This is a genomic window from Streptomyces sp. NPDC051214, assembly GCF_040682375.1.
GTDB lineage: Bacteria > Actinomycetota > Actinomycetes > Streptomycetales > Streptomycetaceae > Streptomyces.
In genome coordinates this window covers 39,817-65,493 of sequence record NZ_JBFBAT010000012.1, presented here as the reverse complement: position 1 = coordinate 65,493, position 25,677 = coordinate 39,817, and the positions used below count along the sequence as shown (strand labels likewise).

Annotated in this window: 30 protein-coding genes and 1 riboswitch; of the genes, 17 read left to right on the top strand and 13 right to left on the bottom strand. The window is 68.7% G+C overall.

Going from position 1 to position 25,677, the window contains the following annotated elements; all coding sequences use genetic code 11:
- Positions 1–10 precede the first annotated feature (10 nt).
- The 5 genes from AB0M70_RS29315 to AB0M70_RS29295 form a co-directional block, all read right to left on the bottom strand.
- Positions 11–607, bottom strand: coding sequence for an ATP-dependent DNA ligase (locus AB0M70_RS29315; protein WP_365824443.1), 597 nt, complete (start codon positions 605–607; stop codon positions 11–13).
- Positions 608–613: 6 nt separating this feature from the next.
- The gene (locus AB0M70_RS29310) at positions 614–826 is read right to left on the bottom strand and encodes a hypothetical protein (protein WP_365824441.1); all 213 of its coding nucleotides are present in this window, start codon (positions 824–826) and stop codon (positions 614–616) included.
- 147 nt (positions 827–973) lie between these two features.
- Entirely contained in the window at positions 974–1,267 is a 294-nt protein-coding gene (locus AB0M70_RS29305; RefSeq protein ID WP_365824439.1) for a DUF1330 domain-containing protein, read from the bottom strand.
- Between the two features lie 57 nt (positions 1,268–1,324).
- Positions 1,325–2,002 (bottom strand): TetR family transcriptional regulator, encoded by a 678-nt coding sequence (locus AB0M70_RS29300; protein ID WP_365824437.1) that lies wholly within the window; start codon positions 2,000–2,002, stop codon positions 1,325–1,327.
- On the bottom strand, positions 1,884–3,401 hold the full coding sequence (locus AB0M70_RS29295; protein WP_365824806.1) for an MFS transporter: 1,518 nt from the start codon (positions 3,399–3,401) through the stop codon (positions 1,884–1,886). Before AB0M70_RS29295 ends, AB0M70_RS29300 begins: the two co-directional genes overlap by 119 nt.
- Positions 3,402–3,919: 518 nt before the next feature.
- Positions 3,920–4,045, top strand: a riboswitch (TPP riboswitch).
- A 47-nt stretch (positions 4,046–4,092) separates the two neighbouring features.
- On the opposite strand from AB0M70_RS29295, the gene thiM reads away from it, so the two are divergent.
- The 6 genes from thiM to AB0M70_RS29265 all read left to right on the top strand — a co-directional run bounded on the left by thiM (position 4,093) and on the right by AB0M70_RS29265 (position 10,639).
- Entirely contained in the window at positions 4,093–4,872 is a 780-nt protein-coding gene (gene thiM, locus AB0M70_RS29290; protein ID WP_365824435.1) for a hydroxyethylthiazole kinase, read from the top strand.
- Positions 4,873–5,106: 234 nt separating this feature from the next.
- Positions 5,107–5,745 (top strand): thiamine phosphate synthase, encoded by a 639-nt coding sequence (gene thiE / locus AB0M70_RS29285; RefSeq protein WP_365824433.1) that lies wholly within the window; start codon positions 5,107–5,109, stop codon positions 5,743–5,745.
- Entirely contained in the window at positions 5,742–6,575 is an 834-nt protein-coding gene (thiD, locus tag AB0M70_RS29280; protein ID WP_365824430.1) for a bifunctional hydroxymethylpyrimidine kinase/phosphomethylpyrimidine kinase, read from the top strand. The genes thiE and thiD overlap by 4 nt, the downstream gene beginning before the upstream one ends.
- 5 nt (positions 6,576–6,580) lie before the next feature.
- Entirely contained in the window at positions 6,581–7,270 is a 690-nt protein-coding gene (gene tenA, locus AB0M70_RS29275; protein WP_365824428.1) for a thiaminase II, read from the top strand.
- Positions 7,267–8,667 (top strand): cytosine permease, encoded by a 1,401-nt coding sequence (locus AB0M70_RS29270; RefSeq protein ID WP_365824426.1) that lies wholly within the window; start codon positions 7,267–7,269, stop codon positions 8,665–8,667. The genes tenA and AB0M70_RS29270 overlap by 4 nt, the downstream gene beginning before the upstream one ends.
- A 505-nt stretch (positions 8,668–9,172) precedes the next feature.
- Complete coding sequence (locus tag AB0M70_RS29265; RefSeq protein WP_365824424.1) at positions 9,173–10,639, top strand: cytosine permease; 1,467 nt, start codon at positions 9,173–9,175, stop codon at positions 10,637–10,639.
- A 36-nt stretch (positions 10,640–10,675) separates the two neighbouring features.
- On the opposite strand, the gene AB0M70_RS29260 is transcribed toward AB0M70_RS29265, so the two are convergent.
- The 5 genes from AB0M70_RS29260 to AB0M70_RS29240 all read right to left on the bottom strand — a co-directional run bounded on the left by AB0M70_RS29260 (position 10,676) and on the right by AB0M70_RS29240 (position 14,299).
- A complete protein-coding gene (locus tag AB0M70_RS29260) occupies positions 10,676–11,284 on the bottom strand; it encodes an EF-hand domain-containing protein (protein ID WP_365824422.1) in 609 nt (202 codons plus the stop codon).
- Positions 11,285–11,343: 59 nt separating this feature from the next.
- Positions 11,344–11,892, bottom strand: coding sequence for an EF-hand domain-containing protein (locus AB0M70_RS29255; RefSeq protein ID WP_365824420.1), 549 nt, complete (start codon positions 11,890–11,892; stop codon positions 11,344–11,346).
- 285 nt (positions 11,893–12,177) lie between these two features.
- Positions 12,178–12,873 carry a L,D-transpeptidase gene (locus AB0M70_RS29250; RefSeq protein ID WP_365824418.1) on the bottom strand — a complete coding sequence of 232 codons (696 nt, stop codon included), beginning with the start codon at positions 12,871–12,873 and terminating at the stop codon, positions 12,178–12,180.
- 377 nt (positions 12,874–13,250) lie between these two features.
- The gene (locus AB0M70_RS29245) at positions 13,251–13,622 is read right to left on the bottom strand and encodes a hypothetical protein (protein WP_365824416.1); all 372 of its coding nucleotides are present in this window, start codon (positions 13,620–13,622) and stop codon (positions 13,251–13,253) included.
- Positions 13,619–14,299, bottom strand: a complete 681-nt coding sequence (locus tag AB0M70_RS29240) for a TetR/AcrR family transcriptional regulator (RefSeq protein ID WP_365824413.1) — start codon at positions 14,297–14,299, stop codon at positions 13,619–13,621. Before AB0M70_RS29240 ends, AB0M70_RS29245 begins: the two co-directional genes overlap by 4 nt.
- 70 nt (positions 14,300–14,369) lie before the next feature.
- Between AB0M70_RS29240 and AB0M70_RS29235 the strand changes: the two genes are divergently transcribed.
- Positions 14,370–15,032, top strand: a complete 663-nt coding sequence (locus AB0M70_RS29235) for a class I SAM-dependent methyltransferase (RefSeq protein WP_365824411.1) — start codon at positions 14,370–14,372, stop codon at positions 15,030–15,032.
- A 52-nt stretch (positions 15,033–15,084) separates the two neighbouring features.
- Complete coding sequence (locus tag AB0M70_RS29230) at positions 15,085–15,381, top strand: barstar family protein (RefSeq protein ID WP_365824409.1); 297 nt, start codon at positions 15,085–15,087, stop codon at positions 15,379–15,381.
- A 138-nt stretch (positions 15,382–15,519) separates the two neighbouring features.
- On the opposite strand, the gene AB0M70_RS29225 is transcribed toward AB0M70_RS29230, so the two are convergent.
- Positions 15,520–16,224 (bottom strand): DUF4232 domain-containing protein, encoded by a 705-nt coding sequence (locus tag AB0M70_RS29225; RefSeq protein WP_365824407.1) that lies wholly within the window; start codon positions 16,222–16,224, stop codon positions 15,520–15,522.
- 313 nt (positions 16,225–16,537) lie between these two features.
- On the opposite strand from AB0M70_RS29225, the gene AB0M70_RS29220 reads away from it, so the two are divergent.
- Positions 16,538–16,966 carry a hypothetical protein gene (locus tag AB0M70_RS29220; RefSeq protein WP_365824405.1) on the top strand — a complete coding sequence of 143 codons (429 nt, stop codon included), beginning with the start codon at positions 16,538–16,540 and terminating at the stop codon, positions 16,964–16,966.
- A gap of 130 nt (positions 16,967–17,096) precedes the next feature.
- Positions 17,097–17,429 (top strand): hypothetical protein, encoded by a 333-nt coding sequence (locus AB0M70_RS29215; RefSeq protein WP_365824403.1) that lies wholly within the window; start codon positions 17,097–17,099, stop codon positions 17,427–17,429.
- Positions 17,430–17,809: 380 nt separating this feature from the next.
- Here AB0M70_RS29215 and AB0M70_RS29210 read toward each other — a convergent pair whose 3' ends face one another.
- On the bottom strand, positions 17,810–19,231 hold the full coding sequence (locus AB0M70_RS29210; RefSeq protein WP_365824401.1) for an FG-GAP and VCBS repeat-containing protein: 1,422 nt from the start codon (positions 19,229–19,231) through the stop codon (positions 17,810–17,812).
- 387 nt (positions 19,232–19,618) lie between these two features.
- Here AB0M70_RS29210 and AB0M70_RS29205 point away from each other — a divergent pair, with 387 nt between their 5' ends.
- From AB0M70_RS29205 to AB0M70_RS29195, 3 genes are all read left to right on the top strand, one after another.
- Positions 19,619–20,434 carry a sulfite exporter TauE/SafE family protein gene (locus AB0M70_RS29205; protein ID WP_365824399.1) on the top strand — a complete coding sequence of 272 codons (816 nt, stop codon included), beginning with the start codon at positions 19,619–19,621 and terminating at the stop codon, positions 20,432–20,434.
- A gap of 286 nt (positions 20,435–20,720) precedes the next feature.
- A complete protein-coding gene (locus tag AB0M70_RS29200) occupies positions 20,721–21,299 on the top strand; it encodes a carboxymuconolactone decarboxylase family protein (protein WP_365824397.1) in 579 nt (192 codons plus the stop codon).
- Positions 21,296–22,168, top strand: coding sequence for an RNA polymerase sigma-70 factor (locus tag AB0M70_RS29195; RefSeq protein WP_365824395.1), 873 nt, complete (start codon positions 21,296–21,298; stop codon positions 22,166–22,168). Before AB0M70_RS29200 ends, AB0M70_RS29195 begins: the two co-directional genes overlap by 4 nt.
- A gap of 380 nt (positions 22,169–22,548) precedes the next feature.
- Here the strand turns inward: AB0M70_RS29195 and AB0M70_RS29190 are convergent, their stop codons facing one another.
- Positions 22,549–23,430, bottom strand: coding sequence for a LysR family transcriptional regulator (locus tag AB0M70_RS29190; protein WP_365824393.1), 882 nt, complete (start codon positions 23,428–23,430; stop codon positions 22,549–22,551).
- A 60-nt stretch (positions 23,431–23,490) separates the two neighbouring features.
- Here AB0M70_RS29190 and AB0M70_RS29185 point away from each other — a divergent pair, with 60 nt between their 5' ends.
- From AB0M70_RS29185 to AB0M70_RS29170, 4 genes are all read left to right on the top strand, one after another.
- A complete protein-coding gene (locus AB0M70_RS29185; RefSeq protein WP_365824390.1) occupies positions 23,491–23,856 on the top strand; it encodes a DoxX family protein in 366 nt (121 codons plus the stop codon).
- Positions 23,857–24,319: 463 nt separating this feature from the next.
- Positions 24,320–24,973 carry a hypothetical protein gene (locus AB0M70_RS29180; RefSeq protein WP_365824388.1) on the top strand — a complete coding sequence of 218 codons (654 nt, stop codon included), beginning with the start codon at positions 24,320–24,322 and terminating at the stop codon, positions 24,971–24,973.
- 82 nt (positions 24,974–25,055) lie between these two features.
- Positions 25,056–25,256, top strand: coding sequence for a hypothetical protein (locus AB0M70_RS29175; protein ID WP_365824386.1), 201 nt, complete (start codon positions 25,056–25,058; stop codon positions 25,254–25,256).
- Positions 25,253–25,480 carry a hypothetical protein gene (locus AB0M70_RS29170; protein WP_365824384.1) on the top strand — a complete coding sequence of 76 codons (228 nt, stop codon included), beginning with the start codon at positions 25,253–25,255 and terminating at the stop codon, positions 25,478–25,480. Before AB0M70_RS29175 ends, AB0M70_RS29170 begins: the two co-directional genes overlap by 4 nt.
- Positions 25,481–25,677 lie beyond the last annotated feature (197 nt).

Sequence of the window (25,677 nt, the reverse complement as noted above, 5' to 3'; positions counted from 1 at the left end):
AACTGTTGCATCAACTGCAATTCATCCTGTTTCGGATCTTCTTCCAGGCTCTCGTCGGCCGGTATGTGCTGGTCTCCGCTTTGGCCACGATCCCCTCGATGCCTTGCGCGGGAAGCGTCTCGTACCAAACGTGCGCCACGTCGACATCGTCGGTGGCGGGCACGGCCTGCAGCGGCGGCCCGAGCGATTCCAAGACTTCCAGTAGTGCGGCCCGACGGTCGAGATACGGCCTGCCTCGAAGGTCCCGCCCGTGCAGCATGAGGCAGTCGAAAGCCGCGAAGGTGGCCGGCCGCCGCTGGATCAGGTCGGCAAGCCGTCGGCCGCGCGCGGAGGCGCGGGACCGCACGGCCGCGAAATCGAGGCGACCGTCCCGCCAGATGACGAGCTCGCCGTCGAGCACGGTGTCGGGCGGGAGGTCCATGGCGGCAGCGGCGATGTCGTACCACTGCTCGGTGGCATCACGACCAGCCCGGGTCTGGATGCGGACGGTATCGCGCCTCCACACAACACCGCGGTCACCGTCAAACTTCGGTTCGTACCACCAACCAGAGCCGACGGGCAGCGCGGCGACCGCCTCGGCGAGCGCGACAGCAATGGGGTACTCCACAGCCCGCTACGCAGCCTCGTGGTGGTAGGCGCGTCTGCCACGCCCTTGCACCCACGCCGGATCGTCGAGCAGCCCCGCCGCGTCCGGCAGGCCGGCGCGACGCAGGAACTCGAGCACGTCGGCATCGGAGTGCACAGGACCCAGGATCGGCCCCCGGACTGTTACGCGCCGTCCGCCGGTACCCAGCGGCGGACGCACCACCATCGGATCGCTCGTCATGAGTCCAGCCTGCCTCTGCTGGAACAGGCATGCATCCGATACCGCGCGTCGGGCGGAAGGAGGTGCAGAGCCGTGCGCTCCACACACCTGGTCCTGCGTGCCCCCTTCGACCGCGGCGGCTCCGGCACAACGAGCGTCCCCCTTAGGTCAGTCGAGGCCTTCGATGATGCGAAAGTCGCGTTCCACGGCGTCGGAGAGGGCGGCCAGCGCCTTCTGGTAGGCCTCGCTCTCGCGTGCGGCGACGGCCCTCTCGAAGCTGTCGAACTCGATCAGGACCGTGCGTTCGGCGATACCGGCATCGTGGGCGACGGTCCGGCCGCCACGGGCGAGGACCCGTCCGCCCGCGGCCCGGACGGCCGGACCGGCCAGCTTGTTGTAGGCGGCCAGCTTTTCGGGGTCGGAGATGGTGCGGTAGACGCTGACCCAGTAGCCCTTGGCCATAAGAGCCTCCAATGTTGTGAAGTTCCGTGCTGACGCTCGCCGTTGGCAGGATGAGCTCTATTCGGATGCGAGGGCCGGGGAGTCGCCGCGGAGCAGGGGTTGCAGCAGCGGGACATAGAGGTCGGCGACCTCCTCGGGGTCGAGTCGGGTGAGCTGGTCGGCCTGGACGGTGGCGTAGAGGGCGCCGAGGCCGAGCAGTACGCCGATGGCCATCTCCGCCCGCAGCGGGGCGCCCGGTCCGGGGAGGCGGGCGGCGAGGGCGTCGATGACCTGGGTGCGGAAGTTGGCCCGTGCCTGCCCGCCGAGTTCCAAGTGGTGGCGGGAGAAGGCGATGCGCAGGATCGGGTCGCGGGTCTGGCCGCGCTGGGTGGCCAGCAGGTGCAGGACCATGTGCCGGGCGAGGCGGTCCAGGGGGGCGTCGAAGAGGGCGGAGGCGTCGGCGTCGAAGGTGAAGACCCGGGTGAACAGGTGCTCTTTGGTGCCGTAGTACTTCATCACCAGCGCCGGGCTGACGCCTGCGTCGGCGGCGATGGCGGCGATGGTGGTGTCGGCGTAGGCGTGGCGTGCGAAGGCCCGGCGGGCCGCGGCGAGGATGTCCGCGCGGCGCGCGTCGGCGTCACGCGGTCGTGCCGCCTGGCCCGGGTCTGAGCCGGCCGTCGGCGCTGGTGTCGGTTGCTTTTTGGAGGTCGTCCGCGGGCGGGAGCTGCGAGGGGAGGGGGAGTTCGGGTCGGGCATCTGGTTCAGTCTCCTGGAGGGGGGACAGCGGGGGCCGCGGCGGGCGCGGGATGAGGCAGGCCGCCGTACAGGCAAGCAGCGCGACGGCACCCGCTGCGACGAAGGCCGTGCGGTACCCGTCCAGGGTCGGCGCCGACACGGCCGCGCCCGCCGGGTCGGTGAACAGCCGGGTGTGCTGGGCCAGCACGGTGGCCACCACCGCACTGCACAGGGCCTGCCCGATGGTGCGCATGAGGACGTTGAGGCCGTTCGCTGCGGCGGTCTGCTCCAGCGGCACCGCCCGCATGATCAGCATGGGCAGTGCGGAGTAGGCGAGCGCGGTGCCGACCGAGACCACGGCCGCGCCCGCGATGACCGCCCACAGCTGCCGACTGTCGACAAAGCGCAGACCGTAGCCGGCCGCGATGACCACCGTGCCCAGGGCGAGGGTGGCCTTGGCCCCGCGGGCGGCGGACATGCGAGCGGACAGTGAGGCGCACAGCACCATGATCACACCGCTGGGCAGCAGACAGGCGCCCGCCGCCACCATCGAAAGCCCCAGCCCGTACCCGGTGGCTCGAGGCGCCTGGACCAGTTGCGCGGTGACCAGGGAGTTGGCATAGAAGGCGAACCCGGCCAGCAGCGCGGCAAGGTGCGGCAGCAGCACTGCCGGACGCGTCGCCAGCCGCACGTCCACCAACGGCCGCGGCGCACGGCGCTGATGCACGGTCCAACCGGTCAGGATCAGCAGCGCCGCCCCCGCCAGGCCCAGCGTCCGCCCACTGCCCCAGCCCCACTCCCCCGCCTTGGACAGCGCCAGCAACAAGAGCACAAGACCCGTACTCAGCCCGAACGCCCCCGGCAGGTCGAAACGCCCCGGCGACCGGACCGGCTCCTCCCGCAGCAGCCGCCAGGCCAGGGCGAGCACTCCCGTCGTGAGCACGGTCACGGCCCAGAACATCGCATGCCAGTCCGCGTACTGCACCAGCAGCGCGGCCAGCGGCAGCCCGAGCGCCGCACCGATGCCCACCGTCGAACTCATCAGCGCCACCGCCGAACCCGTCCGCTGCGGCGGCAGCACATCCCGCAGGAAACTGATCGCCAGCGGCACCACCGCCGCACCCACACCCTGCAGCGCCCGCCCCGCCAGCAGCCACGGAAGCGTGGAGGCGAACGCACACACCAGCGATCCGGCGGCGAGCGCCCCCAGTGCGAGCAGCAGCATCCGCCGCTTGCCGTACATGTCCCCGGCCCGCCCCAGCAGCGGCGTGGCGACCGCACCGGTCAGCAGCGTGATCGTGACCACCCACCCGACATCGACCGGGGCCGCACCGGTCAGCCGGGGCAGCTGCGGCAGCAGCGGCACGACCGCGGTCTGCACCAGCGTGGTGACGATGCCACCGGCCGCCAGCACGGCCATGACCGCCCGGTCCGCGGCCGGAGCCGTCGACGGATGCGATTCAGCGGGCACAGCAGGACCCCCTCGGAGGTGAATGGCGTTCACCAATGTAGGTGAACGCCATTCACCTCGCAAGAGGTGTGGGCCGACCGGCCCGCAGCCTGCACCCCGACGCGAATCACCCCGTATCCATCCGGCACCTCTCGATGGTCGGTCATGGCCGTGAACTGCACGCCACCGCGCAGAAGATGAGCAAGTGTCAGCCACGCCCCTGGGCCCGACGACCGATGAGCAGCGACGTGATGCGCTTTGAAGGCGGCCGCGGCGGCGGCCGCGGTGGTGGTAGACACCGACCACGCCCCCCCGGCACCACCCCGACCACCGGACCGGCAGGCCCGACCACGCAGGTCAGCGCGGTTGCATCGGCACTAGCCCCTATTGGCCAGATAAATCCCCAGTTGAATTCCTCTGACTGACCTGTGTCGCGCCCTGAGGTGTCCCGAGGGTGAACTCACGTTCCCAAGGGAGGTACATTGCCTAGTGACCACCGCGGGAGCTCGGGAGTAGCCGGGCTGAGAGGGCGGACGGGACTTGATCCCCTTTCCGCCGACCGCATGAACCTGGACCGGGTAATGCCGGCGTAGGAAGAGTGTTGACGATGGATGCTGCCTCCGTACCTGCCCAAGACGGCCCTGCCGTCTCCCGTGCTGCCGTGGCGGACGTGATCACGTCCGTGCGGGCCTCCGCACCTCTTGTCCACTGCCTGACCAACGTCGTGGTGTCGCAGTTCACCGCGAACGTGCTGCTCGCGGCGGGAGCCGCCCCCGCGATGGTGCACAGCGCGGAGGAGGCCGGAGCACTGGCACGTGTGGCCGGGGGTGTCCTGGTCAACCTGGGGACGGTGACGTCCGTGACGGCGCAGGCCATGCGCGTCGCGGTCAAGGAAGCGGCCGCGGCCGGGCGCCCGTGGGTGCTCGACCCGGTGGCAGTCGGTCCGCTGCCCTGGCGCACCGAGCTCGCCCACGAACTCCTGGAGAGCGCACCTCCAGCGGTGATTCGCGGCAATCCTTCCGAGATCCTGGCACTGGACGGCGGCGGCACGGGCGGGCGCGGCGTGGACAGCACGGACGCCCCCGTGGCAGCGCTGGCCGCGGCCGGCGCGCTGGCCCGGCGCTACGGCTGCACGGTCGCCGTGAGCGGTCCGGAGGACGTCCTCACCGACGGGACGCGCGTGGTGCGGGTGGCCAATGGGGACCCGCTGCTGCCCCTGGTGACGGGGACCGGCTGCTCACTGGGCGCCTTGGTGGCCGCCTGCACAGCCGTCACCGACGACGCGCTGCTGGCCGCCACCGCCGCGACGGGCCTGCTCACCGTGGCCGGGGAAATCGCCGCCAGCCGCTCGGCGGGACCCGGCACGTTCGCGGTCGCACTGATCGACGCGCTGTACGAGCTCAGCCCGGATCAGCTCGCCGAGGCTCTCAACCTGCGTTGAGGTTGCGGGTGTTGCGGGCTTCCGCGGTGAGCGGTCGGCCTGGCCGCCAGCCGCTGGACAGCGCCCGCCCGACCTGAGGGCGATCCCCGGCACCAAGTCGGCCAGCCCTCGCCGACACGGACCCCACCGTCGTCAGCATCCCAACGTTTCTGCACGTCAGAACCCTCCTCTTCCCTGCACCTCCCGATGCGTTTCCCACGGCCTTCCCGGCCGGGAGACCCCAAGGAGCAACCCATGCGACCCCCACTTGACCTGTCCCTCTACCTCGTCACCGACACCCGGCTCTGCCGTGACCGTGGTGTTGCGGCCACCGTGGCAGCCGCCGTCAGGGGTGGGGTCACTGCTGTGCAGTTGCGCGATCCGGATGCGGATGCCCGCACGCTGTTCGCGCTCGGCCGGGCGATCCAGGCCGAACTCGTCGGCACCGGCGTCCCGTTGATCGTCAATGATCGCCTGGATGTCGCGGTCTGGTTGGCCGCGGACGGCGTCCACCTGGGGCAGCGGGACGTCTCCCCCACCATCGCCCGGCGACAGCTCGGTCCCCATGCCTACGTCGGCCTGTCCGTCAGCCGTCCCGAGCAGCTGGCGCACGTACCGGATGCCGTCGACCACCTCGGTGTCGGTCCGGTCTTCGAGCAGTCCACCAAGCCGGACGCCGATACACCGCTGGGTCTGGACGGTCTGGCCCGGATCGTCCGCCAGAGCCCGCTGCCGTGCGTGGCCATCGGCGGGATCGGCGTATCCGAGGCCGCCGCGATCAGGGCAAGTGGGGCGGCCGGGATCGCTGTCGTCAGCGCCGTCTGCGGACAGCCCGACCCGGAAACCGCAGCCCGTTCCCTCATCCGCATCCTGCGACCGGAGGTCCCCGCATGACCAGCCCGCCCATCGCTCTCACCATCGCCGCCAGCGACCCCTCCGGCGGCGCCGGGATCCAAGCCGATCTGAAGGCGTTCTCCGCCAACGGCGCGTACGGGACAGCGGTTCTGACGGCCCTGACCGCACAGAACACTCAAGGCGTCACCGGAATCCATGCCATCCCTCCGGCGTTCGTCACCGAGCAGCTCGACACGCTGTTCGCCGATGTCGCGGTGGACGCCGTCAAGATCGGAATGCTGGCCGACGCCGCCATCGCCGCGGCCGTCGCGGACGCTTTGGAGCGCCACCGGCCTCGGTACGTGGTCCTCGACCCCGTCATGGTCTCGACCAGCGGTCATCGCCTTCTGGAGGCCGACGCGGTGACGGTGCTGCGCGACCGTCTCCTGCCGCTCGCCGATCTCATCACCCCCAACCTCCCCGAGGCCGGCGACCTCCTCGGCATCGCCGCCGCGCAGAACCGCACCGACGCCGTCGAACAGGCTCGGGCACTCGTCAGGACCGGCGCCAAGCGCGTCCTCCTCAAGGGCGGCCACCACACGCACGACGCCGAATCCGTCGACATCCTCGTCGAAGCCACTGACGCCACAGGTGCTCGTGGCACCAGCGTCACCGAGCTGTCCGCGCCGCGCGTGAACACGCGCAACACCCATGGCACCGGCTGCACCCTCTCCGCCGCGATCGCCGCCCTCCGCCCGCAGCGCGACGACTGGCCAACCGCAGTCCGCGCCGCCAAGAAGTACCTGACCGGGGCCCTGCGGGCAGCCGACACCCTGCACGTCGGCCACGGCCACGGTCCCGTCCACCACTTCCACCAGTACTGGAGCTGAGCACCATGACCACAACGTTCTGCGACGAGCTGTGGACGGCCACGACCGACATACGTTCGGCCATCGACAAGCTGCCGTTCGTCACCGGCCTCGGCGACGGCACCTTGGACCGGGAGAAGTTCGTCTACTACCTGGCCCAGGACGCCCACTACCTGCGCGGCTACGCCCGCGCGCTGGCCAGCGCCGCCGCGAAGGCGGACCGACCGCAGGACATCGCGTTCTTCGCGAAGTCCGCGCACGACGCCGTCGTCGTCGAAAGCTCCCTGCACGAGAGCAACGTCGTCGACGTCGATGCCTGGACCCCCTCCCCCACCTGCACCGGATACACCTCCTACCTGCTTTCCGTGGCCCACACCCAGGGCTATGCGGAGCTGGCTGCCGCGGTCCTGCCCTGCTTCTGGATCTACGCCGAGGTGGGCCGCGCGCTGCTGGAGCAGGCCGGCGACCTCGCGGCCCACCCGTACGGCGACTGGATCGGCACGTACGCCGACGAGGAGTTCGAGGCCGCCACCGAACACGCCCGCCAGATCGTCAACCGGCTCGCGGACCAAGCCGACCCGGCCACCCGCGCACGGATGCGTACGGCCTTCACTACCGCGTCCACCTGGGAATGGATGTTCTGGGACGCCGCCTGGCGCGTGGAGTCCTGGCCATTCGGCGCCGCTCCCGCCCAGGCTTCGGAGCCCGCCAAGTGACGATCACCAGCGAACCCGCCACCCCGACACCGGAACAGGTCCCGGCCGACGAGGCGCCACTCACCCTCGACCAGCCCACCCCCAAGGTCCTCAGCGGCCTGGACCAAGGCGCCTTCTGGGCCAACCTGGGCGTCAGCCTGCTCGGCTTCAGCGGCATGCTGGTCGTCCTCGACCCGCTGGGCACCGGCAGTCCGACCTTGTCGTTCGCCGCCGCCGTCACCGCCTCCGTCGTCGGCACCCTCATGGGCACCCTCGCCCTGGGCCTCGCCGCCATCACCGGGGCCCGCACCGGCGCGCCCTCGATGGTGCTGCTGCGCGGCCTGTTCGGCGCGAAGGCGTCCTACCTGCCCACCGTCCTCAACGTGCTGCAGATGGTCGGCTGGGCCGTCTTCGAGCTGGTGGTCATCTCCACCGGCTTGAAGATCCTGGCCCGCCAGGCCTTCGGCGAACCGGGCCCCGGCTGGCTGTACGTGCTCATCGCGGGCGCGGTGACGACCGCGCTCACGCTGCGCCCGCTGGGCGCCCTGCGCATCATCCGCCGCTACGTCACCATCGCCGTCGTCCTGGCCATCGCCTACCTGGGCTGGGACCTGGCCGGCCGGGGCATCCCGATGGAGGGCGGCTCCTGGAAGGACTTCTGGTTCGCCGCCGACAGCGTGATCGCCGTGTCGATCTCCTGGCTGCCGTTGGTCGCCGACTACTCGCGGCACTCCCGCAGCGAGAAGGCGGCGTTCGGCGGCCTGGTCATCGGCCAGACCCTTGCCGGCGTCGCGGGCTCTGTCCTCGGCGTGGCCGCCCTCGCGGTGATCGCGTTCGACAGCACCGACCCGTACAAGGTCTTCGACCCCTTCACCGCCACCAGCGTCGGCGTGATCTGCTTCGGTGTCCTGGTGCTGCGCGAGGTCGACCAGTCCTTCGCCAACGTCTACTCCACCGCCGTGTCCGCCCAGAACCTGCTCCCCCGGGCGGACCGCCGCATCCTGTGCCTGATCAGCGGCACCCTGGCCACCGCCCTGGCACTCCTGGTGAACATGGACAGCTACGCCAGCTTCCTCTACCTGATCGGCGCGGTCTTCATCCCGATGTTCGCCGTCCTCGTGGTGGACTTCTTCGTCCTCGGCGGCCACCGCACCTGGGACGTCTCCGAACAGGCCCCCACCCGCTGGGTCATGCTGGTGCCCTGGACCCTCGGCTTCGCCACCTACCAACTGATCGCCCCCACGAACATCGCCGGCTGGTCCGACTTCTGGGCCTGGCTACAAAACACCGTGGGCCTCACCGTCCAACCATGGATGAGCGCTTCCCTGCTCTCCTTCGCGGTAGCTGCCCTCGCCACCCTCGCAGTGGGTCGCAGGCGTCGGCACGTTCCCATGTCCCCCGCTGCTCCTGCCGAGTAGCGCCGGGCACCACGGGTGCTCACCGGCCTGGCCACCGCGCCCGCCTCCGCCCTGGCCAGCCTCGGCGACGTGGTGGCACAGCCCGGTCGGCCGGTCCGTCCACCGCGCGGATCTGACGGCCGACCGGGCCCGCTCCCGCAAGGCACGGCCTACGGCGGCGTGCAGGTGCAGGACACAAGCCGAGGGGGACGGCACCGCATCGCGCCCTACTCCTCGGCTGCCGCGTGCACCCGAACACCGCTAGCGTGCAGCCGTGATCGGTTCTACGCTCCCCCCGCCGACCGGCCCATCTATGAACTCCGGGTGGACTCAACGGAATTGGCGTGCGGTAGGGGAAGGCGGCATGGTCCCTGCCGCACCCCCTGCAAGAGAGAGACACGCCACATTTAGCGCCGTTGTCTGCGGAACGAATTCCGCAGTCCTGTTCTCGTGCCGGTGCTGTTGACGGTCTGTCGGCGTGTTGTTGGAATGTGCATCGGCTAGCTCGGGAAGGGGCGTCCGTGTCATGACCGAGCCGTCTGCCGAAGACCAGGAGACCGCTGGTGCCTCCTGTGCTGCACCGGGTAAGGGACTCGCGTCCACTTTTCCCGTCCCCGTCGGGGAGATCATCGAGCGGCGTACTGTCGATGTGGTGCCGGAGGATGAGCGCTACGGCCGTACCCGGAGCCTGTTCACCCTTTGGTTCGCGGGGAACCTTGGCCCGCTGACCGTGGTCACCGGTGCCCTCGCCCCTTCAGTCTTTGGCCTCTCGTTCTGGTGGAGCCTGGCTGCGCTGATGACCGGCCACCTGGGCGCCGGGTTCCTGATGGCACTGCACTCGGCACAGGGCCCCCGGCTGGGGGTGCCGCAAATGATCCAGAGCCGGGGCCAGTTCGGGACGGTGGGTGCACTGGCCGTCATCCTCGCGGTGATCCTGATGTACCAGGGGTTCTTCGCCTCGAATCTCGTCGTAGGTGCCCAGTCGCTGCGCGAGGTCGTGCCCGCGTTACCACTGAGCGGCGGGATCGTGGTCGGCGCCGTGGTCAGCTTCCTTCTCGCGTTTGTCGGCTACCGGCTGCTGCATCTGGTCGGCGCCTTCTACGCCTGGGCCTTCGGCGCGATCCAGCTCACCGGGATGGTATGGCTACTGACCACCGGGCTGCCGGAAGGCTTCCTGGAGCGGGGCGGCTTCAGCCTGAGCGGATTCCTCGCCACCATGTCGGTGGGCGCGCTGTGGCAAATTTCCTCCGCCCCGTACGTCTCGGACTACTCGCGCTACATGCCCGCATCCGCCGCGAGCATCCGCTCGACGCTGTGGTGCACGTATGCGGGCAATGTCCTGGGCAGCCTGCTGCCCATGGTCATCGGCGTCACGATCGGACTGGCGGCCCCCGGCACGGAACCGCCCGCGGCTCAGTCGCAGTTACTCGGCGCGCCGCTTGCCCAGCTCACTCTCTGGTCCTTCGCGCTGATCACGATGTTGACCAACTCCATGAACCTCTACGGTGCCGTGCTGTGCACGGTCACCGCCGTACAGACCTTCGCGACCGGGTGGCTGCCGGGGCGTCTGGGGCGGGCCATGCTGGGGGCCGGGGTGGGCGCGCTCTCCGTGCTGCTGGCCGCGGCCTTCGCCGACGACTTCCTGAACAGCTACGTCAACTTCCTCGCGGTGCTCCAGTACCTCCTCGTCCCGTGGACCGTCATCAACCTCATCGACTTCTACCTGGTGCGCCGGGGCGAGTACGCCGTGGCCGACTTCTTCGCCCCGGACGGCGGTCGCTACGGGCGCGTCAACACCCCCGCCCTGAGCGTGTATCTGCTCGGCATCGCCATGGAGGTCCCGTTCATGGCGCAGACGATGTACACGGGGCCGGCCGCCGCGGCCCTGGGCGGCCTCGACCTGGGCTGGCTGGCAGGGCTGCTCTTCACCGCCCCTGCCTACCTCCTCGCCGTACGGTGCACAGCACGCCCCCTGTTGCGAACTCATTTGTGAACTGACGGGCGGGGTATGGCGTTGCATCGGGACCGATCAGCCACGTGGCAGTGGCGATCCGAGCAGCCAGTTGCCGGGTGCCTCGGTGTCGGTGCTGAGGTAGAACTCCTCAATGGCGGTACGGAACTCGTCGTGGGTGATGGTGCCGCTGCCGTTGCGGTCCAGGCGCTGGAAGGCTGCGCCTGACGTGGATGGGTCGATACCGAGGGCGTCGTACATGCGCACGTACTCATCAGCGGTGAGCATGCCGCTCTTGTCGGTGTCCAGGGCGCGCATGAGGGCGTCGATGATGGGCATCACCAGACGTTCGACGGTCTTGGCATCGGCGGCGACGTGGGAGCGCATGGCGGTGATGAACTGTTGGCGCCCGATGCGGCCTTGAGTGTCCAGTGCGCCGGCTTCGCCCATGACGTCCCACCAGAGCATGAATGCATCGCGCAGCGCGTTCTTGTTGCTTTCGTCCGGGGCTACCGCGGCGAATACCTCGCCGATCTGCTGGAAGTCGTTGCGGGTGAGGTAGCCGTCCCCGGTGCGGTCGAACCAGGTGAACAGGGAGGTGAACTTCCGCTCGGTGCTGTCCTGCACCATGGTGGTCTCCTTGAACGCAGTGGTTGATCGGGATTCTCGGGGCTTGGAACCAGTCACCCGGGTTCCGTGGAGGTCTCAGGTTTCGAGGTGGGTGAGGGAGCCGGCCCCTTCATCCCTTACCGGAGGCGGCCGAATATGTGGTTGGCCGGTGAGTTGGGATCGTTGCCGTAGAAGAATTCGGAGACGGCTTTGTGGTACTCGCTCCGCGACAGGGCCCCGGAGGAGTCGAGGTCGAGTGCGTTGAACACCTCGGCGCACTCCGCGTCGGTGGCGCGTCCCGTGGATCCGAAGATGTGCGTGAACTCGCTGCGGCTGACGGCACCGTCGCCGTCGCCGTCGGCCAGGTCGAAGAAGCGGTCGGCGACCGGCGCGAGCTCCTCGGGGTAGTGAGCGCGATTGGTGAAGGCGGCGGCGAACGCCTGCGTGAGCTCGGCCGAGGTCACCCTGTCGTCCTTGTCGGCGTCGGCGGGGGCTATCACGGACTCCCAGAACTCGTTCATGGTGTCGTACATCTGCCGTGCCTGAGGTGAGTCGGGGGTGAGGCCCCTGGCCTGGATGTAGCGTTCGCTCATCATGACGACGTCCTGCCGCGTTATCGCGTTGTCGCCGTCGACGTTTGCGGCGCTGAACCACCGCTCGTACTTGCGTACACGGAGTTCATTCATAGGCGCACGGTAAGAGCGCCTCGGCGGCTCGACTAGGCCTATTCCCGGCCGTCGATGTGCGGACCGAAGGTCCACTCCTCGATGTCGGTGCCGTGGTCTCCGCGTGCCCCCCACCACCAGCCGCGGTTGGCCCGTGCAGACCTCCAGGTCTGGGGGTGCGGCCTTCGGGAACCACCTCACCCCCACCCGCAACTACGCTTCGCCGTGATCGGCTGCCTCGGTGTGCTTCGTGAACACCGAGGCCGTCCATACGCGATGGATGCTCGGATCGGCGAAGACAGCGGATCAGGTGCCCGGCTTGCGGCCGTAGACGAAGACGTCGTCGCCCTTGCGCAGCATGTTCCAGTACTGCACGGCGTCCTTCTTCGTCATGTTGACGCAGCCGTGGGAGCCCGGCGGGGACCAGACGCTGATGCCGACGGAGTGGAATGCCTGGCCTCCGTCGAAGAACTGGCTGTACGGCATCGGCACGTGGTAGATGCTCGACACGTGGTCGATGTTGCGCCAGTAGACCTTCTTCAGGCCCGTGCGGGTCTCGTGGCCGTTGCGGCCGGTGCGCACCGGGACGGGGCCGTACTTGAGGGTCGTGCCGTCCTGGATCCAGCTGAGCTGGAGCGTCAGGTCGACGCAGGCGATGCGCCCCTTGTTGGTCGGGCACTTGCCCGCCTTGTTGGGGGTGTTGCCCACCGCTTTCTGCTTGTTCATGAGGTTCATGACACCCCAGGTGACGCTGCCCGCGTACCCGGCGTTCGGGCTGATCTTGTGCTTGGTCTGGAAGGCCTTGATGGCCTTGCAGTCGGTTGCCGACTGTTTGCCGTCCACCGGGCGGCCGAGGAACTTCTCGACCTGCTTCTGGTAGGGGCCGGTCTGTGTCGAGCACGACGCTGCCTGGGCACTGCCCGTGCCGAGCGCCACCGTGAGCGGAGCCACCAGCGCGGTGATCCCCAGCACCACGGCTCCTCGTCTGCGTATGTCCCCCATTGCTGCCCACTCCTTGATCGTCCTTGGTCCGCAGGTCGAACCCACCTGCTAGACGACACGGGCCCGCCGTTCGTTGTAGGACAAACCGACACAGGTGTGTAACAGAGGACAGCCCCGTCGCCGGGGCGGCCGCCCGACCCGCTCCCCCACCGCGCTGACGACGGTTCCGCGGTGCACACGCAGTCGAGCATCGCCCAGGTCCGGAGGCCGGCTGCGCCACGCATGCCGAACGGTGACGCGCCGAGCCCACGCCTGGCCGCACGTCCCAGTCGGGAGACGGCCAGGAGACGGCCAGGAGGCGGCCGGGAGACGGCAGGGCTGCGGGGCCGTGAGCGTGAGCACTGCCGCCGGCCGCCGGGCGGCCCGGGATGCCCCCCTCAGGCAGGGACGAAGACGTCCTCGTGGGCCCCGTCGAGGATGAACCCGTTGTCGAAGCGGACCCGCACGCTCACGCGAGGCCCCCGTTCCTGGAAGGCGGTCCACGCAGGTTCCAGAGAGCCGACGTTCTCTTCGAGCTGCCTCCTGCTCTCCGCGGGCATCTCGGCCCCGAAAGCGTCGAGCAGCGACTTGAGCCGCTCGTACTCGCGCACCTCGTCACTCTCGTCCTGGTGGCCGACCACCTGCTCGACGGTCCCGCCGGTGCCCGCCGCCAACAACAGGAACCCGATGACGACCCCCGACACCTCGGCCGCATCGGTCAGCCTGGTGTCCGCTGCCAACACCACTCGCTGGCCTGCCTTCAGAGTCATCTGCTTTCCATCTCCCCTGCGTCGGCCTTGGTGTTGCCGTCGGCTACGTTCGCGCTGACGCGGCGCAGGAACGCCTCGACGAGGCGGTCGGTGAAAGCCTGGCCGACGGGTTCCGCCGTCACCAGGACGCGGTGGTAGAGCGGCCCCACGAGTTGGTCGATCTCCGCCGCCATGTCGAGTCCGGCGGCGAGCTGGCCGCGTTGGATCGCGCGTTCCAGCGGGAGTTGGTCGCGTCGGCGCTGCTCGTCGAGGTACCCGGACCGCAGGGCTGCGGCGAATGCGGGATCGTGCTGGGCGTGCCCGATGAGGGCCGTGAAGACGGCGCCCGCGTCGGACCGGGTGAGGAACAGGGCCAGTTGGCGCAGGTGGGCGCGCAGGTCGGCGGCCAGGTCGCCATGGTCCGGCGGGGTCAGAGCTTCGGCCGCGTCTTGGAGGAAGGCGTCCAGGAGAATGTCGGTCTTGGTCTTCCACCAGCGGTAGACAGTCTGTTTGGCGACGCCTGCCCGGGCGGCGATGCCCTCGATGGTGACGCCAGTGAAGCCCTTCTCGACCAAGAGGTCGTCGGCCGCCTCCAGCACCGCCTGCCGGGCCTGTTCGCTACGGCCGTGCCGGTTGCCGTGGTGGCGTGCCGCCGATTTTTGCCCGGCCGTCGCTGCGGCCGTACTTCCTCGTTCCATGTCTGCCTCCCGGGGCCAGAGTAGGCCAAAGTCCCTAGACGCTACGCAACGGTGCGTCTAGTCTAGCTCCATGACACCCACCAACACCCTCGAAGACCCCCGCGTCGCCTCCGCCCTCGACCGGATGTTCCGGCATGCCGAGCAGGACGAAGCGACCAGCAGGCGGATCCAGGCGGCGTGGCCCCAGGGTTCTGCGCCCGTCGGCCCACAGGAACAGGCCGACGCCAAAGCCGAGGTGTACATGCCGATTTCCGCCCAGGGCGGCCGCCTCCTCTACAACCTGATTCGGGCCACCCGCCCCGCCACCGTGATCGAGTTCGGCACGTCCTTCGGCATCTCCACGCTCCATCTCGCCGCCGCGGTGCGCGACAACGGGGCGGGGCGCGTGATCAGTACGGAACTGAGCGCCGCCAAGGCCGCAGCCGCCCGCCGGACATTCGCCGAGACGGGGCTGGACGACCTGATCACCGTCCTCGAAGGCGATGCCCGCACCACCCTCACCGAAGTCGCCGACGCCGCGGACTTCGTCCTCCTCGACGGCTGGAAGGACCTGTGCCTGCCCGTCCTGCGACTCCTCGAACCACGCCTCGCGCCCGGCACCCTCGTCATCGCCGACGACGTCGACCTGGAGGACCTCGCGCCCTACCTCGACTACGTCCGTGACCCCCGCAACGGCTACCAGAGCGTCACGTTCCCCGTGGAGGACGGAATGGAGATCAGCTGCCGCCTCTAGTTACTGTCTCTTGAACGACCATCGACGAGTGCTTGCTCGTTAGCCTGCTGCGGTGGCAGACAGAAAATTGGTCGTCGACCTGCGAGGGCACGTGATCGATACGCTCAGTGATTTCTGGGATGCGGTGGCTGAGCCGTGTGGGCTGCCGGAGTGGTTCGGCCGCAACCTGGACGCGTGGTCAGACACGATTCACGGTCGAGGCATCTCCGATGTCGTCGACAGCCACGACGTGCTGGTCGTGCACGTGGTTCAGCGGGGTCTGTTCAGCGAAGGCCGGCGAGACGGCCAAGCTCTCACCCGTATCTTCGATGGAGAGCAGAACGTCCTCGTCATCCATGCGGCGAGATAAGTGCCCCACGGGCCCACGCCCCTCCCGCCGGCGGCCAGCACATCCTCACCGGGCGCCCGCCGCTCCGCCCGGCGGAGGTGTAAGAGACGCAGGGTGTCGTGCTGGCCCTGGCCGCCGGGCCAGGGCCGGGCACGAGTCCTACTTCGCGGTGTGGGTGGGGAAGACCTGGACGTCGGTGTAGGAGCCCTTGATGGCTGCCGCGGTCGCGGGCCAATCCAGGGTCACGGTGTGGGTCTCGTTCGGGGGCGTCACCAGGATGTGGGTCGGGGACGTAAGGCTGCTGCCACTGCTGTCGATGGTGTAGGCGAGATTGAAGACAGCGGCGTCACCGGGCTTGAGCGTGGTGACGCGGGGCTGTGCGGAGCCGCGCTCGATGGGATTGGAGGTGTGGTCCGCGTCCTTGATGTCCACACCCGCGAATCCGGTCGCCGAACAGGTGACCGGCCCCCGGTTGATCATCGAGATGTTGATCCTGCCGGACGTCTCATCGGGCGCAGCGTCAACAGCGTTGATGGCCAGGTCCTCGCTCTTGCAGAAGGAAACCTTGCTGCTGGTCTGCGCCGCACTGTCCGGGGCTGCCTGGTTGGCGGCGTCCTTACCTGAGGCCTTCTGAGAGCCTGCTGCGGCGTTGCCGGCCGCCGCACTGTCGGAGCTCGAGCCGCTTTCCGTCTTCGTGCCGCCGTCGGAAGAGGAGGACGAGGAGCCCTTGGCGGACGCATCCGCCCCAGAGTCGCCGTTGCCGCAGGCGGCCAGGGACAGGCCCGCGGCCACGGTCAAAGCCGCGGCGGCCAGACGCAGTGTGCGACGACGGTTACCAGTAGAGGTGGCAGCGGGAGAGCGCATGGGGGGTCCTTTGGTAGGGCGTCAGGGGTGCTCCCTCCTCGGGAACAACACCTACGTTGTTGCAGGCCGCTACTGCCTCGGTGCCGTCCCGCTAACGTCCGCCTAATAAAGATCCCCCGCACGCTCCCGCTCTGTCCCCACACCGCACCGCGCCGCACCGCATCGCACGGCCGGGGATTCGGCTCTGCGCGGCAATCGTCGATCGACTCGCCTACAACGGCCCCATCAGTTGGGCCGGTACCGTCCCGGCAGCCTCACTCCCGTGCCTTCCGGTGCCCGGCCACTGTCAGTGCCTGCTGGCAGGATCACCGGCATGACACCTTTGCTTCTCACCGACATCGAGCGAGCCGTGCGCAGCAGTTGGAGTGCCGAGACGGCCACGCCTGAGTTTCGGTCGCAGTGGACCAAGGACAATCCGGCCCGGGACCAGTGCGGCGTAACTGCCATGGTGCTCAATGACTTGCTGGGAGGCGAGTTGATCCGCGGTGAGGTCCACGTCAACGGAGAGCGTGTGGACTACCACTGGTGGAACCGACTGGGCATGGGCATCGACATCGACCTCACCCGCGAGCAGTTCAGGCCGGAGGAGATCGTCACCGAAGGCATCGTGATCCCTCGCCCGCCGGTGACCGAGTGGCGCAGGCTCCGCGAGGAGTATGAGCTTCTGCGTGACCGTGTCTTGGAGAAGCTTCATCGCCAACAGGCAACAGCCAATGCGGCTGCATCGCGGCAGCTGAATTGACCTGTTCGGCGCGTGTGCGGATGGCGGCGAGGCGGTACACATCGCACGCACTCCACTCGTCCTAGCGGCTGAGTCGTGTCTGACAAATGATCTCTGAGAAGCTTCGTTGTCCGAGGTTGAAGGAGGGGTCATGGGGATTGAGCTGGAACTGCACTCGGGGCGACCCACGCGAAAGGGAGCGTCCCGGGACACCTTGCTGCGGGGCTCTTACGAGCACGGTGAGGCGTTGTCGAGGGTGCTGAGCACCCTCGACCGGCATGGCTCGGGCAAGCTCGGCTGGGTGGATCCGTACGGCGACACGCTGTTCAACGAACAGGAAGCTCAAGTCGCCCGCCAAGAAGTCACCACCCTGATACGGGGGTGCACTGACGACCAGGAGAAGGCGGCCCTGGGCGACCTTGCCGAGCTTCTCGAAGCGTGTGCGGCGACGCCGGGCAGCTACTTGTGGTTCATGGGTGACTAGTCATACCTGATCATTGATGTCGGAGGCGGATGCGGCTCCGGTGCGCGGATGTCCGTTCATCGATGCCGCAGCGGAGTTCCCCGGCCCGCAGAGTGCGGTGCACTCCTACGCTCGCGCGCAGAAACTGCACATGGTGGAACTGAGCGCCGCCTTGGTGACGGAGCTGGGCTGTGGCCAACCCCTGGTGCTCGACGAAGCGGACTACGGCCGTCACGCGTGGGCGGCTGCCGAAGTTCTCCTCGATCAAGCTCTGCCAAGACAGGGAGTTCTACTTCTCGTCGGCAGCGCCGCCACCGTCCTGCGCCATCGAAGGGCGATCGTGTGTCATCGGCGGTTCAGGGGCGCGGAGATGAAGGAGCAGATGAGGGAGCATCGCGGCGTCAACTCCGCGCGCCCATCCCCACCTTCGCGCCTTTGGTGAGTTTCGGTTTCTTGGCGGGGAACTCTGCTGTGCCTCCGAGGAAGAGGAGGAGGCCGCCCGGCGTCTCGGCCACCACGTCCGTGCACCTGTCGCCGTTGATATCCAGCAGAGGCATGGGGGCGCTGATCGATTCCCCGCCGTAGGTCGTCGCGTCGAAGGCGGTGGACCGGGACGGGTCGGGGCCGGAGCCGTCGGTTGCGCCGGGCAGCAGGGTGAAGCGGCCCGCCTTGTCCTCGCCCGGGGTGTTGACCACTAGGTCCGGGTGCCCGTCGTCGTTCACGTCGCCGGTGCCGGAGACGGCGCCGAACATGTCCTTGCCCTGGGAATCGCCGGGGATGCCCGGGGTCTCCTGGTCGTACGCCGTGTTGCGGCGACCCGTACCGGGGCCGCCCGGGGCGCCGTAGACGATGGTGAGCTGTCCTGGGTCGAGGCCTTCGGCCGGTGACGCGAGGCCGCCTCCTCCGATGAGGAGGTCGGTGATGCCGTCGCCGTTCACCTCGCCGGCCAGCGGCGTCAGGACTCCGTCCTCGATGCTGTTGTCCAGGCCCTGGGGCGGGTCGGCCCGGACAGGGCCGTCAGGGCTGCCGCGGAAGTAGGCGGCTGCCGGGATCGGGTCTGGACCCGGCTCCTCGTCTTCCGCATAGGGCGGGCTGCCGGTGAAGAGCAGGTCGTCGGAGCCGTCACCATCGAAGTCGCCCGAGGTAACCCCGCCTCCAGCGGCCTCCCAGTCCTGCTCCGCCAGCCGGGCCGGTGCGCCGTCCCGTTCGAACGGACCGTACGCGATTCGCCCCGGAATCCGCTTCGGGTCCTTCTCCTGCGCCCCCTTTCCGCGGTCGATCAGGTCGAGGGCCCCGTCACCGTTGACATCGGCAACGGCCATCGCAAGGAATTGGCGTGGGGCGGCCACCGGAACCGGCTTGCCGAGGCCGTTCGCCCCGCCGAACATGACCACGGCCTGGTAGGCGACGTCCGGCTCGGCCTTCTGTCCCGGTCGCGGTTCACGGGTGGCGATCAGATCCGTGAAGCCGTCGCCGTCGAGGTCGCCGCGGAGCAGCGGGCCGCTGTAGGCAGCGCGGTAACGCGTGGCGCGGGCTGCGTCCAGTCCGCTCCGCGAGCCCGGGACGACGACGATGACAGCCGTGCGCCCGGCCTCTGACCCGCCAGAGGCGCGGCTGGTTTCGACGGTCACGAAGTCGTCGTAGCCGTCCTTGTCGAAGTCTCCGGTGCCGGAGTCGCTGCGACCGTCGCGATCCCGGGGGGCCGGACGGTTCTCCCACGAACCGCTGGCTGTTCCTTCCCTACTCCCGCTATTGCCTGTGCACCCCGCGACCAGGAGGACCGCGCAGCCCAGCAGGGCGAAGGGGAACCTGGGTGCCACCACGTGGGCTCCTGACGCAGGAGGGTGCCGGAGGAATCTGACCTGCCACGTGTCACAGCGGAGCCAAGATCCGGGGCCACGTACCGCACCCGCCGGCTCCCTCACTGCCACCCCTGACGACCAGCGCCCCCGCGCGACTCGGATGTCGATGGCCCAAACCTAGTGATCATCAACCTGCGATGGCAATGCTCACGGTTCGATGGTCGGGGACAGCGACTGTGCCCGAGCGCCGTAGTGGCCAGGCTGAGCGCCGTTCGTTGGCCATACCCGCCACCGGTAGGCAGATCCTTCGAAGGACCGGACGAAGCTTGAGCGGTTGCCCGGTACGTTTCTCTGAAGCTGGGCTGTGCCGATAGCGGGCTGGGCCTGGCGCCAGAAAGTATGCCCACCGTGGCTACCGACCAGAACCTCATACCCCAGCGTTCGACGCACTCCATGCCCTTGGTGTTCGCTACAGGAGCGGCGGTCGGCATCCTGGGCGGGATGATCGGCTTGGGCGGCGCGGAGTTTCGTCTGCCCCTGCTGATCAGCCTCTTCGGGTTCGCCGCGTTGTCGGCGATCATCGTGAACAAGGCGATGAGCCTGGTCGTGGTCCTGGTCGCACTGCCCTCCCGTATGGCTGCGGTCCCAGCCTCTGAGGTGGCCGCGCACTGGCCTGTCGCGGTCAACCTGCTGACGGGAAGCCTGCTGGGCGCATGGGCCGGAGCGAGCTGGGCGGTGCGGATGCGCAGCTCCACTCTGTACAAAGTGCTCGCGGCGCTGATGGTCCTCATGGCCGCAGCCCTGGTGATCACTCACCAAGCCACCTTGGGGACCCTTTCGCTGCCGCTGTGGGCGCAGGTGCCCAGCGGGATCGTGGTCGGCTTCGGCATCGGAGTGGTCGCGGCAATCATGGGCGTAGCCGGGGGCGAGCTCCTGATCCCTACGATCGTTTTGCTGTTCGGGCAGGACATCAAGACCGCGGGAAGCCTGTCGCTGTTGGTGTCATTGCCGACCATGCTGGTGGCCTTCGCCCGCTACAGCCGTGACGGCAGCTTCGCCGTGCTCGGCACCAATCTCCGCTTCGCCATGGTCATGGCCGGAGGCTCGATCGCCGGTGCGGTGCTGGGCGGACTGATGGTCGGTGTGCTCGCGGAGGTCGTACTTATCCCCGCCCTGGCCGTGATCCTGCTTGTCTCCTCGATCAAGCTGGCCCGCCACCGCTGAGCCCGCGGACTTGCCCGGCCAACTGCGATGCGCGGAATGGCGATGTCCCGTCTCAGGTGATCGGTCTGGCTCCGCCGTCGGGTTTGACCGCGTCCAGGGGCGAGGCGGCCACTGTCCCGGACGCGCCTGGCAGGGAGGAATGACCTTCCGGTCACTGCTGTCTGAGCGCGGCCGAGGGTCGGTCTGTGCGCGCTGGCGATCCATGCGCAGTGGCGATGGTGGTTGTCACATTCGTGGGCACGGCGGTGTCTTCATGCCAAACAGGCAAACGTTTAAGGAGAACACCATGGCGCTACGCATCCCGAAGGCCGAGCTCCCCGCCGGGCTCCGCGAAAACCTGATCAAGCAGCTCGGTTCCGTGCCCGAGCCCAACGAGGTGCTGTGGAACAACCCCAAGCTCGCCGAGGCCAACCAGGAGTTCGCAGCCAAGGTGGCCACCTGGGACGCGGCCGACGCGAGCCTCAAGACGTTCGCGCACATGGCCGTCGCGGCACAGGTCGGCTGCAGCTGGTGCCTCGACATCAACTACTTCGCGGCGCTGAACCAGAACCTGGACCTGGCCAAGGCGAGCCAGGTGCCGCGCTGGCGGGAGTCGGAGGTGTTCACGCCGTTGGAGCGGGAGGTAATGGAGTACGCCGAGGCCATGACGAACACGCCGACGACCGTCACCGATGAGCTGTCGGCGAGTCTGCTCGACCGGCTCGGCCCGGCGGCGCTGGTCGAACTCACCGTGTTCATCGGCTTCGCCAACCTGGCGGCCAGGTGCAACACGGCGCATGGGATCACCTCGCAGGGCTACTCCGATGCCTGCGAGATCCCGCTGGCCGGGCGTCCTCAGAGGTCCGGCGTAGCGTCGGCATCATGACCGAGGACCCGTTCGTCGCCCATCGCAGCCTGCTGTTCACGGTCGCCTACGAGATGCTCGGTTCCGCGGCCGACGCGGAGGACGTGCTGCAGGATTCCTGGCTGCGGTGGGCCGACGTCGACCCGTCGCGGGTGAGCGACGCGCGGGCGTACCTCGTCAGGACCGTCACGCGGCAGGCGCTCAACCGGCTGCGGACGTTGGGGCGCAGCCGCGAGGACTATGTCGGCGAGTGGCTGCCGGACCCGCTGCTGACCACCCCTGATGTCGCCGAGGACGTAGAGCTCGCGGAGAGCGTCTCGATCGCGATGCTGACCGTCCTGGAAACGCTCGGGCCCACCGAGCGGGCGGTGTTCGTGCTCCGCGAGGTCTTCGAGCTGCCGTACGGCGAGATCGCCGAGGCCATCGGGAAGTCCGCGGCCGCGGTGCGGCAGATCGCGCGGCGAGCACGCAAGCATGTGGCGGCCCGGCAGCCGCGAGTGCGGGTGAGCCGGTCGGAGCAGCAGGCCGTGGTGGAGCGGTTCCTGCTCGCGTTGCGTACCGGGCAGTTGCAGCAGCTTGTGGAGGTGATGGCGCCGGACGTGGTCCTGATCGCCGATGGTGGCGGGCTTGCGGCCGCCGCTCTGGCTCCGATCCACGGGGTCGAGCTCGTGGCGAAGGTGCTCGCGCGCACGAACCGGACGGAAGCGACCCCGCTCGCGACGACGGCCGTGTGGCTCAACGGGGCACCTGCGGGCCGGATCGAGATCGACGGCGAGCTGGCCACAGCGGTGAGTCTCGTGGTGGAGAACGGGCAGATCACCCGGGTCTACTTGGTGAGAAACCCGCGGAAGCTGACGAGACTGGACGAACCGGTTGAACTCGCCAGGTAAGCCAACTGCCGCTCTGGCGTGGTGAGTGTTCCGGGTGAAACCGCCCGGAACACTCACCACTACAAACCGGGCCAGAACCCGCCGGCGGCCAGGACCGAGGATCCAGGACGGACGCGGGATGGGCCCACGATCCGACATGGGTGCAGCTCGTTCTGAGTGAGATCGCCGTCAGGCTGACCTGCAGCAGCGAAGGTTGAGTGTTCTCATCGAACATTGAGCGCAACCGGGGCGGCGCGGTTGGCGGTCATGGTCTATGCACATCCGGCCGAGGCGGTCGCTGCGGGTGTCCTCGTGCTGGGCGAGCCCGTTCAACACGGCTGCCGCCCGGGAGAGGCGCCGATCCGGCTGGGCGGCGTGCCGGCGGTCTGTCGGCCCCGTCGTCAGCTCCGGCTCAACCTCTGCGTGATGGCCTCCAGCAGCTCATCCAGCGCCCCGTCGCGTGTCCGGCCCTTTGGCCGGGCCAGCCCTACCCAGCTCGGTGAGATTCCGCGGACTGGACGGAACACCACGTCCGGGCGGGGGTAGAAACGGGCCGCCGACGCCGGGGCCAGCGCTACGCAGCCGGCAGCCACCGCTGCGAGCCACTCGTCGGGCCGGCTGGTGACGGCGCCGACCCGGACGGGGTGACCTTCCCGCTCCTCCGTCGCAAGCCAGTGCTCCCTCCAGGCTCCGGTCTCGACTCCAGTCACGGCGAAGGGCTCGTCCCACAGCTCCCGGAACTCCACCGTCTCGGTGTTCGCCAGCGGATGTCGGGCCGGCAGCAGCACTCCACGCTCCTCAACGAACAACTCCCGCACGTTCAGCCCCTCCTGCCCCGGAAACGGCAAACGCACCACTGCCGCATCCACTTCACCCCGAGCCAGGCCGGCACTCGGGTCCGACCAGTCGAACTGACGCAGTTCCGCCCGCCACTCCGGCTGCGCCTGGCGGAACCCGGCGATGACGTCATGGACGGCGCCCACAGCGCCCGCGTCCAAGAAGCCCAGGCGTAGCACCCGCGCCGCCCGGCCGGTTGCCTGTACCGCCTCGTCCCAGCCGTCCAGCAGCACGGGCACCCGCGCGGCAAGCTCTCGACCGGCCTCGGTCAACGCCATTCCGGACCGCGAACGCGCGAAGAGCGGTACCCCGAGATCGTCCTCCAAGCGCCGGATCTGCTTGGTCAGCGCGGGCTGCGAGACGAACAGTCTTTGCGCCGCCCCAGTCAGGCTGCCCTCCTCCGCCACTGCGGCAAAGTACCGAAGCAGGCGCGTGTCCACGTCCATGCCACCAGGTTATAGAAGCAGGTATTAGACGGTACCGAAGCGCCCGCAGACCCTGAAGACATGACCAGTACCCAGCTCGCATTCCTCGTCGTCACCTTGTTCACCGCCACTGTCAACGTCGGTATCGCCGCAGCCGACCTCGTCGGGGCGCGCTTCGTGCTGGCCAACTCGGCGCAGGTGGGTGTGCCCCGATCCTGGCTGCCTTGGCTGGCGGCCCTCAAGCTGGCTGGTGCGGCGGGCCTCCTCCTCGGCCTCTTCGACGCGGCACTGCGCCCCCTCGGTGCCGCCGCGGCCTGCGGCCTCGTCCTGCTCTACTTGGGCGCGCTCGCCTTCCATCTGCGCGCCCGTGTGCTCTCCAACCTCGCGTTTCCCGGTTTCTACTTCGCCACCGCCGTCGCCTCGTTGACCTTGATCGCGTCCTGCTGATGGCAGCACCGCTCAACGTTCGATGAGAACGCTCAACCTTCGCTGCGGCAGGTCAGCCTGACGACGATCTCACTCAGAACGAGCTGCACCCATCCGACATGGATGTTCCCTGACCCTCGAAAGGCCCTACCACCTGAGATGCGTGAGACCCCGCCGGGCCAGGCCAGACCGGACGCACGAGTCCTGAGGGACCAGATCATCCGAGACGCCAGCCGAGTCGGCCTAGATCACGTGAGACGGGGACCACGTCGCCTGAGACGGGACAGGCGAACCGGCGTGCGGAGTCCCAGCGACTGGCGTCCTGTCTCACTGAAGGTTCACCGGCTCTCACTGACCTTTGACCAGCAGCGCAACTCGATGACGCTTCCCCTGCCACCTGGCTGATCCGCGACACTTTGGTCCCTAGACGATGTGTGGCAGTGGATGCTGTCCAGTGACTTGTCTCCTGCGGCGAGGAGGAACCGTGGAGCGACACGACGGGATCATCGACATCGATTACGGCCACTTCTACGCCATCGAGCGGGTGGAGGGCGGCTTCGAGGGCCTCGACGAGGAACCCGACTTCACCAGCGGCCGTCCCGTACTGCTTACCCCCGGACTGTTGACGGTGTGCAGCTGCGCGCAGTCCCACTACGCGCCGGTGGCACTGATCAGCACCGGACCGGACGAGAGTCTCCCCGAGCTCGGGGAGGGCTGGGCCCTGCTGGACACAGTGGAGTACCGGCCTGTGTACGGCGGGCGGATGGAGCTCTGGGGGTGCACCACCGGGCCCTCCAATCCAGCCGTCCATCTGAATGTGTTGACCTCGCGCACCCACACGGTTCGGGTGTACGCCAAGGGCCGCAAGGACGCCAACCAGCGGTTCGTGGAGGGCCTCGGCAGGGACGAAGTCGTCCACGAAGGGCTGGAGGAGTACGTGATCGTCTTCACGCCCGCCGGGTGGCAGGCGCCGCCACAGCCGGACGAGGAATTGCTGCGCGATCCGTTCCTGCTGGACCCCAGTACTGGACGGCGCAGGGTACTCCATCCAAAGGAGCAGGCGGCCCGGGAGGCCGCCAGGCGGTCGGCGGCAACCGAGCGCCAGGCAGACAAACCCGATGCAAGCGCTGGCCCCTAGCCGCCCCTGCACCCAGGCCAGCCAAACTTCCCAGGCGCCCTCTGACTCGCACTAAAAATCGAACACATGCTCTACTGGGGGCATGGTGCACACAGATCACTCCCCCGGCATCGTGCAGACCCAGCGCGACTGGACTCGCACCTACAACGCTCTCGCCCAGGCCCCCGACGCCGGCAACACCGCCCTGCGTCGACGCCTTATCGGCCTGTCGCGTCGCCTCGTCCAAGAGGTGCCGCGAGCCCAGCTTGCCGACCTGCGCCGCCGCGCAGCGGAGCAATCATGACCCGGCGCTCGTGCGGCATCACCGAGCGGCAACAGTCGGTCTTGTCCTGCATCCGCGCTCACATCACCGACCGAGGGGAGGCCCACAGCACCCGTGAGATCGGTCGCGCTGTCGGCCTGTCCAGCCCCTCCTCCGTGCTCTATCAACTGCGCCGCTTTGAACAGGCCGGGGTCGTCGTACGCGTTCAGGGCGCCGGCAGCTGGCGGGGCTATCGGCTCGGCTGATGGTTGGAGAGATGCGGCGCATAGATGTAGTGCGTTCCCTCGCCACGCGGATAGCCCTCGGCACCCGCCGGACGACAGCGCCCTCAATGATCGGCAGTGGTCTGTCGTAGCTGAGCCAGGCCGCCTGCCGCCGCGTCAGGCGCGGGCGCAGGACAGGTCCGCCCCTTCGCGGTTCTTCACGGCGCACAGCAGCTCAG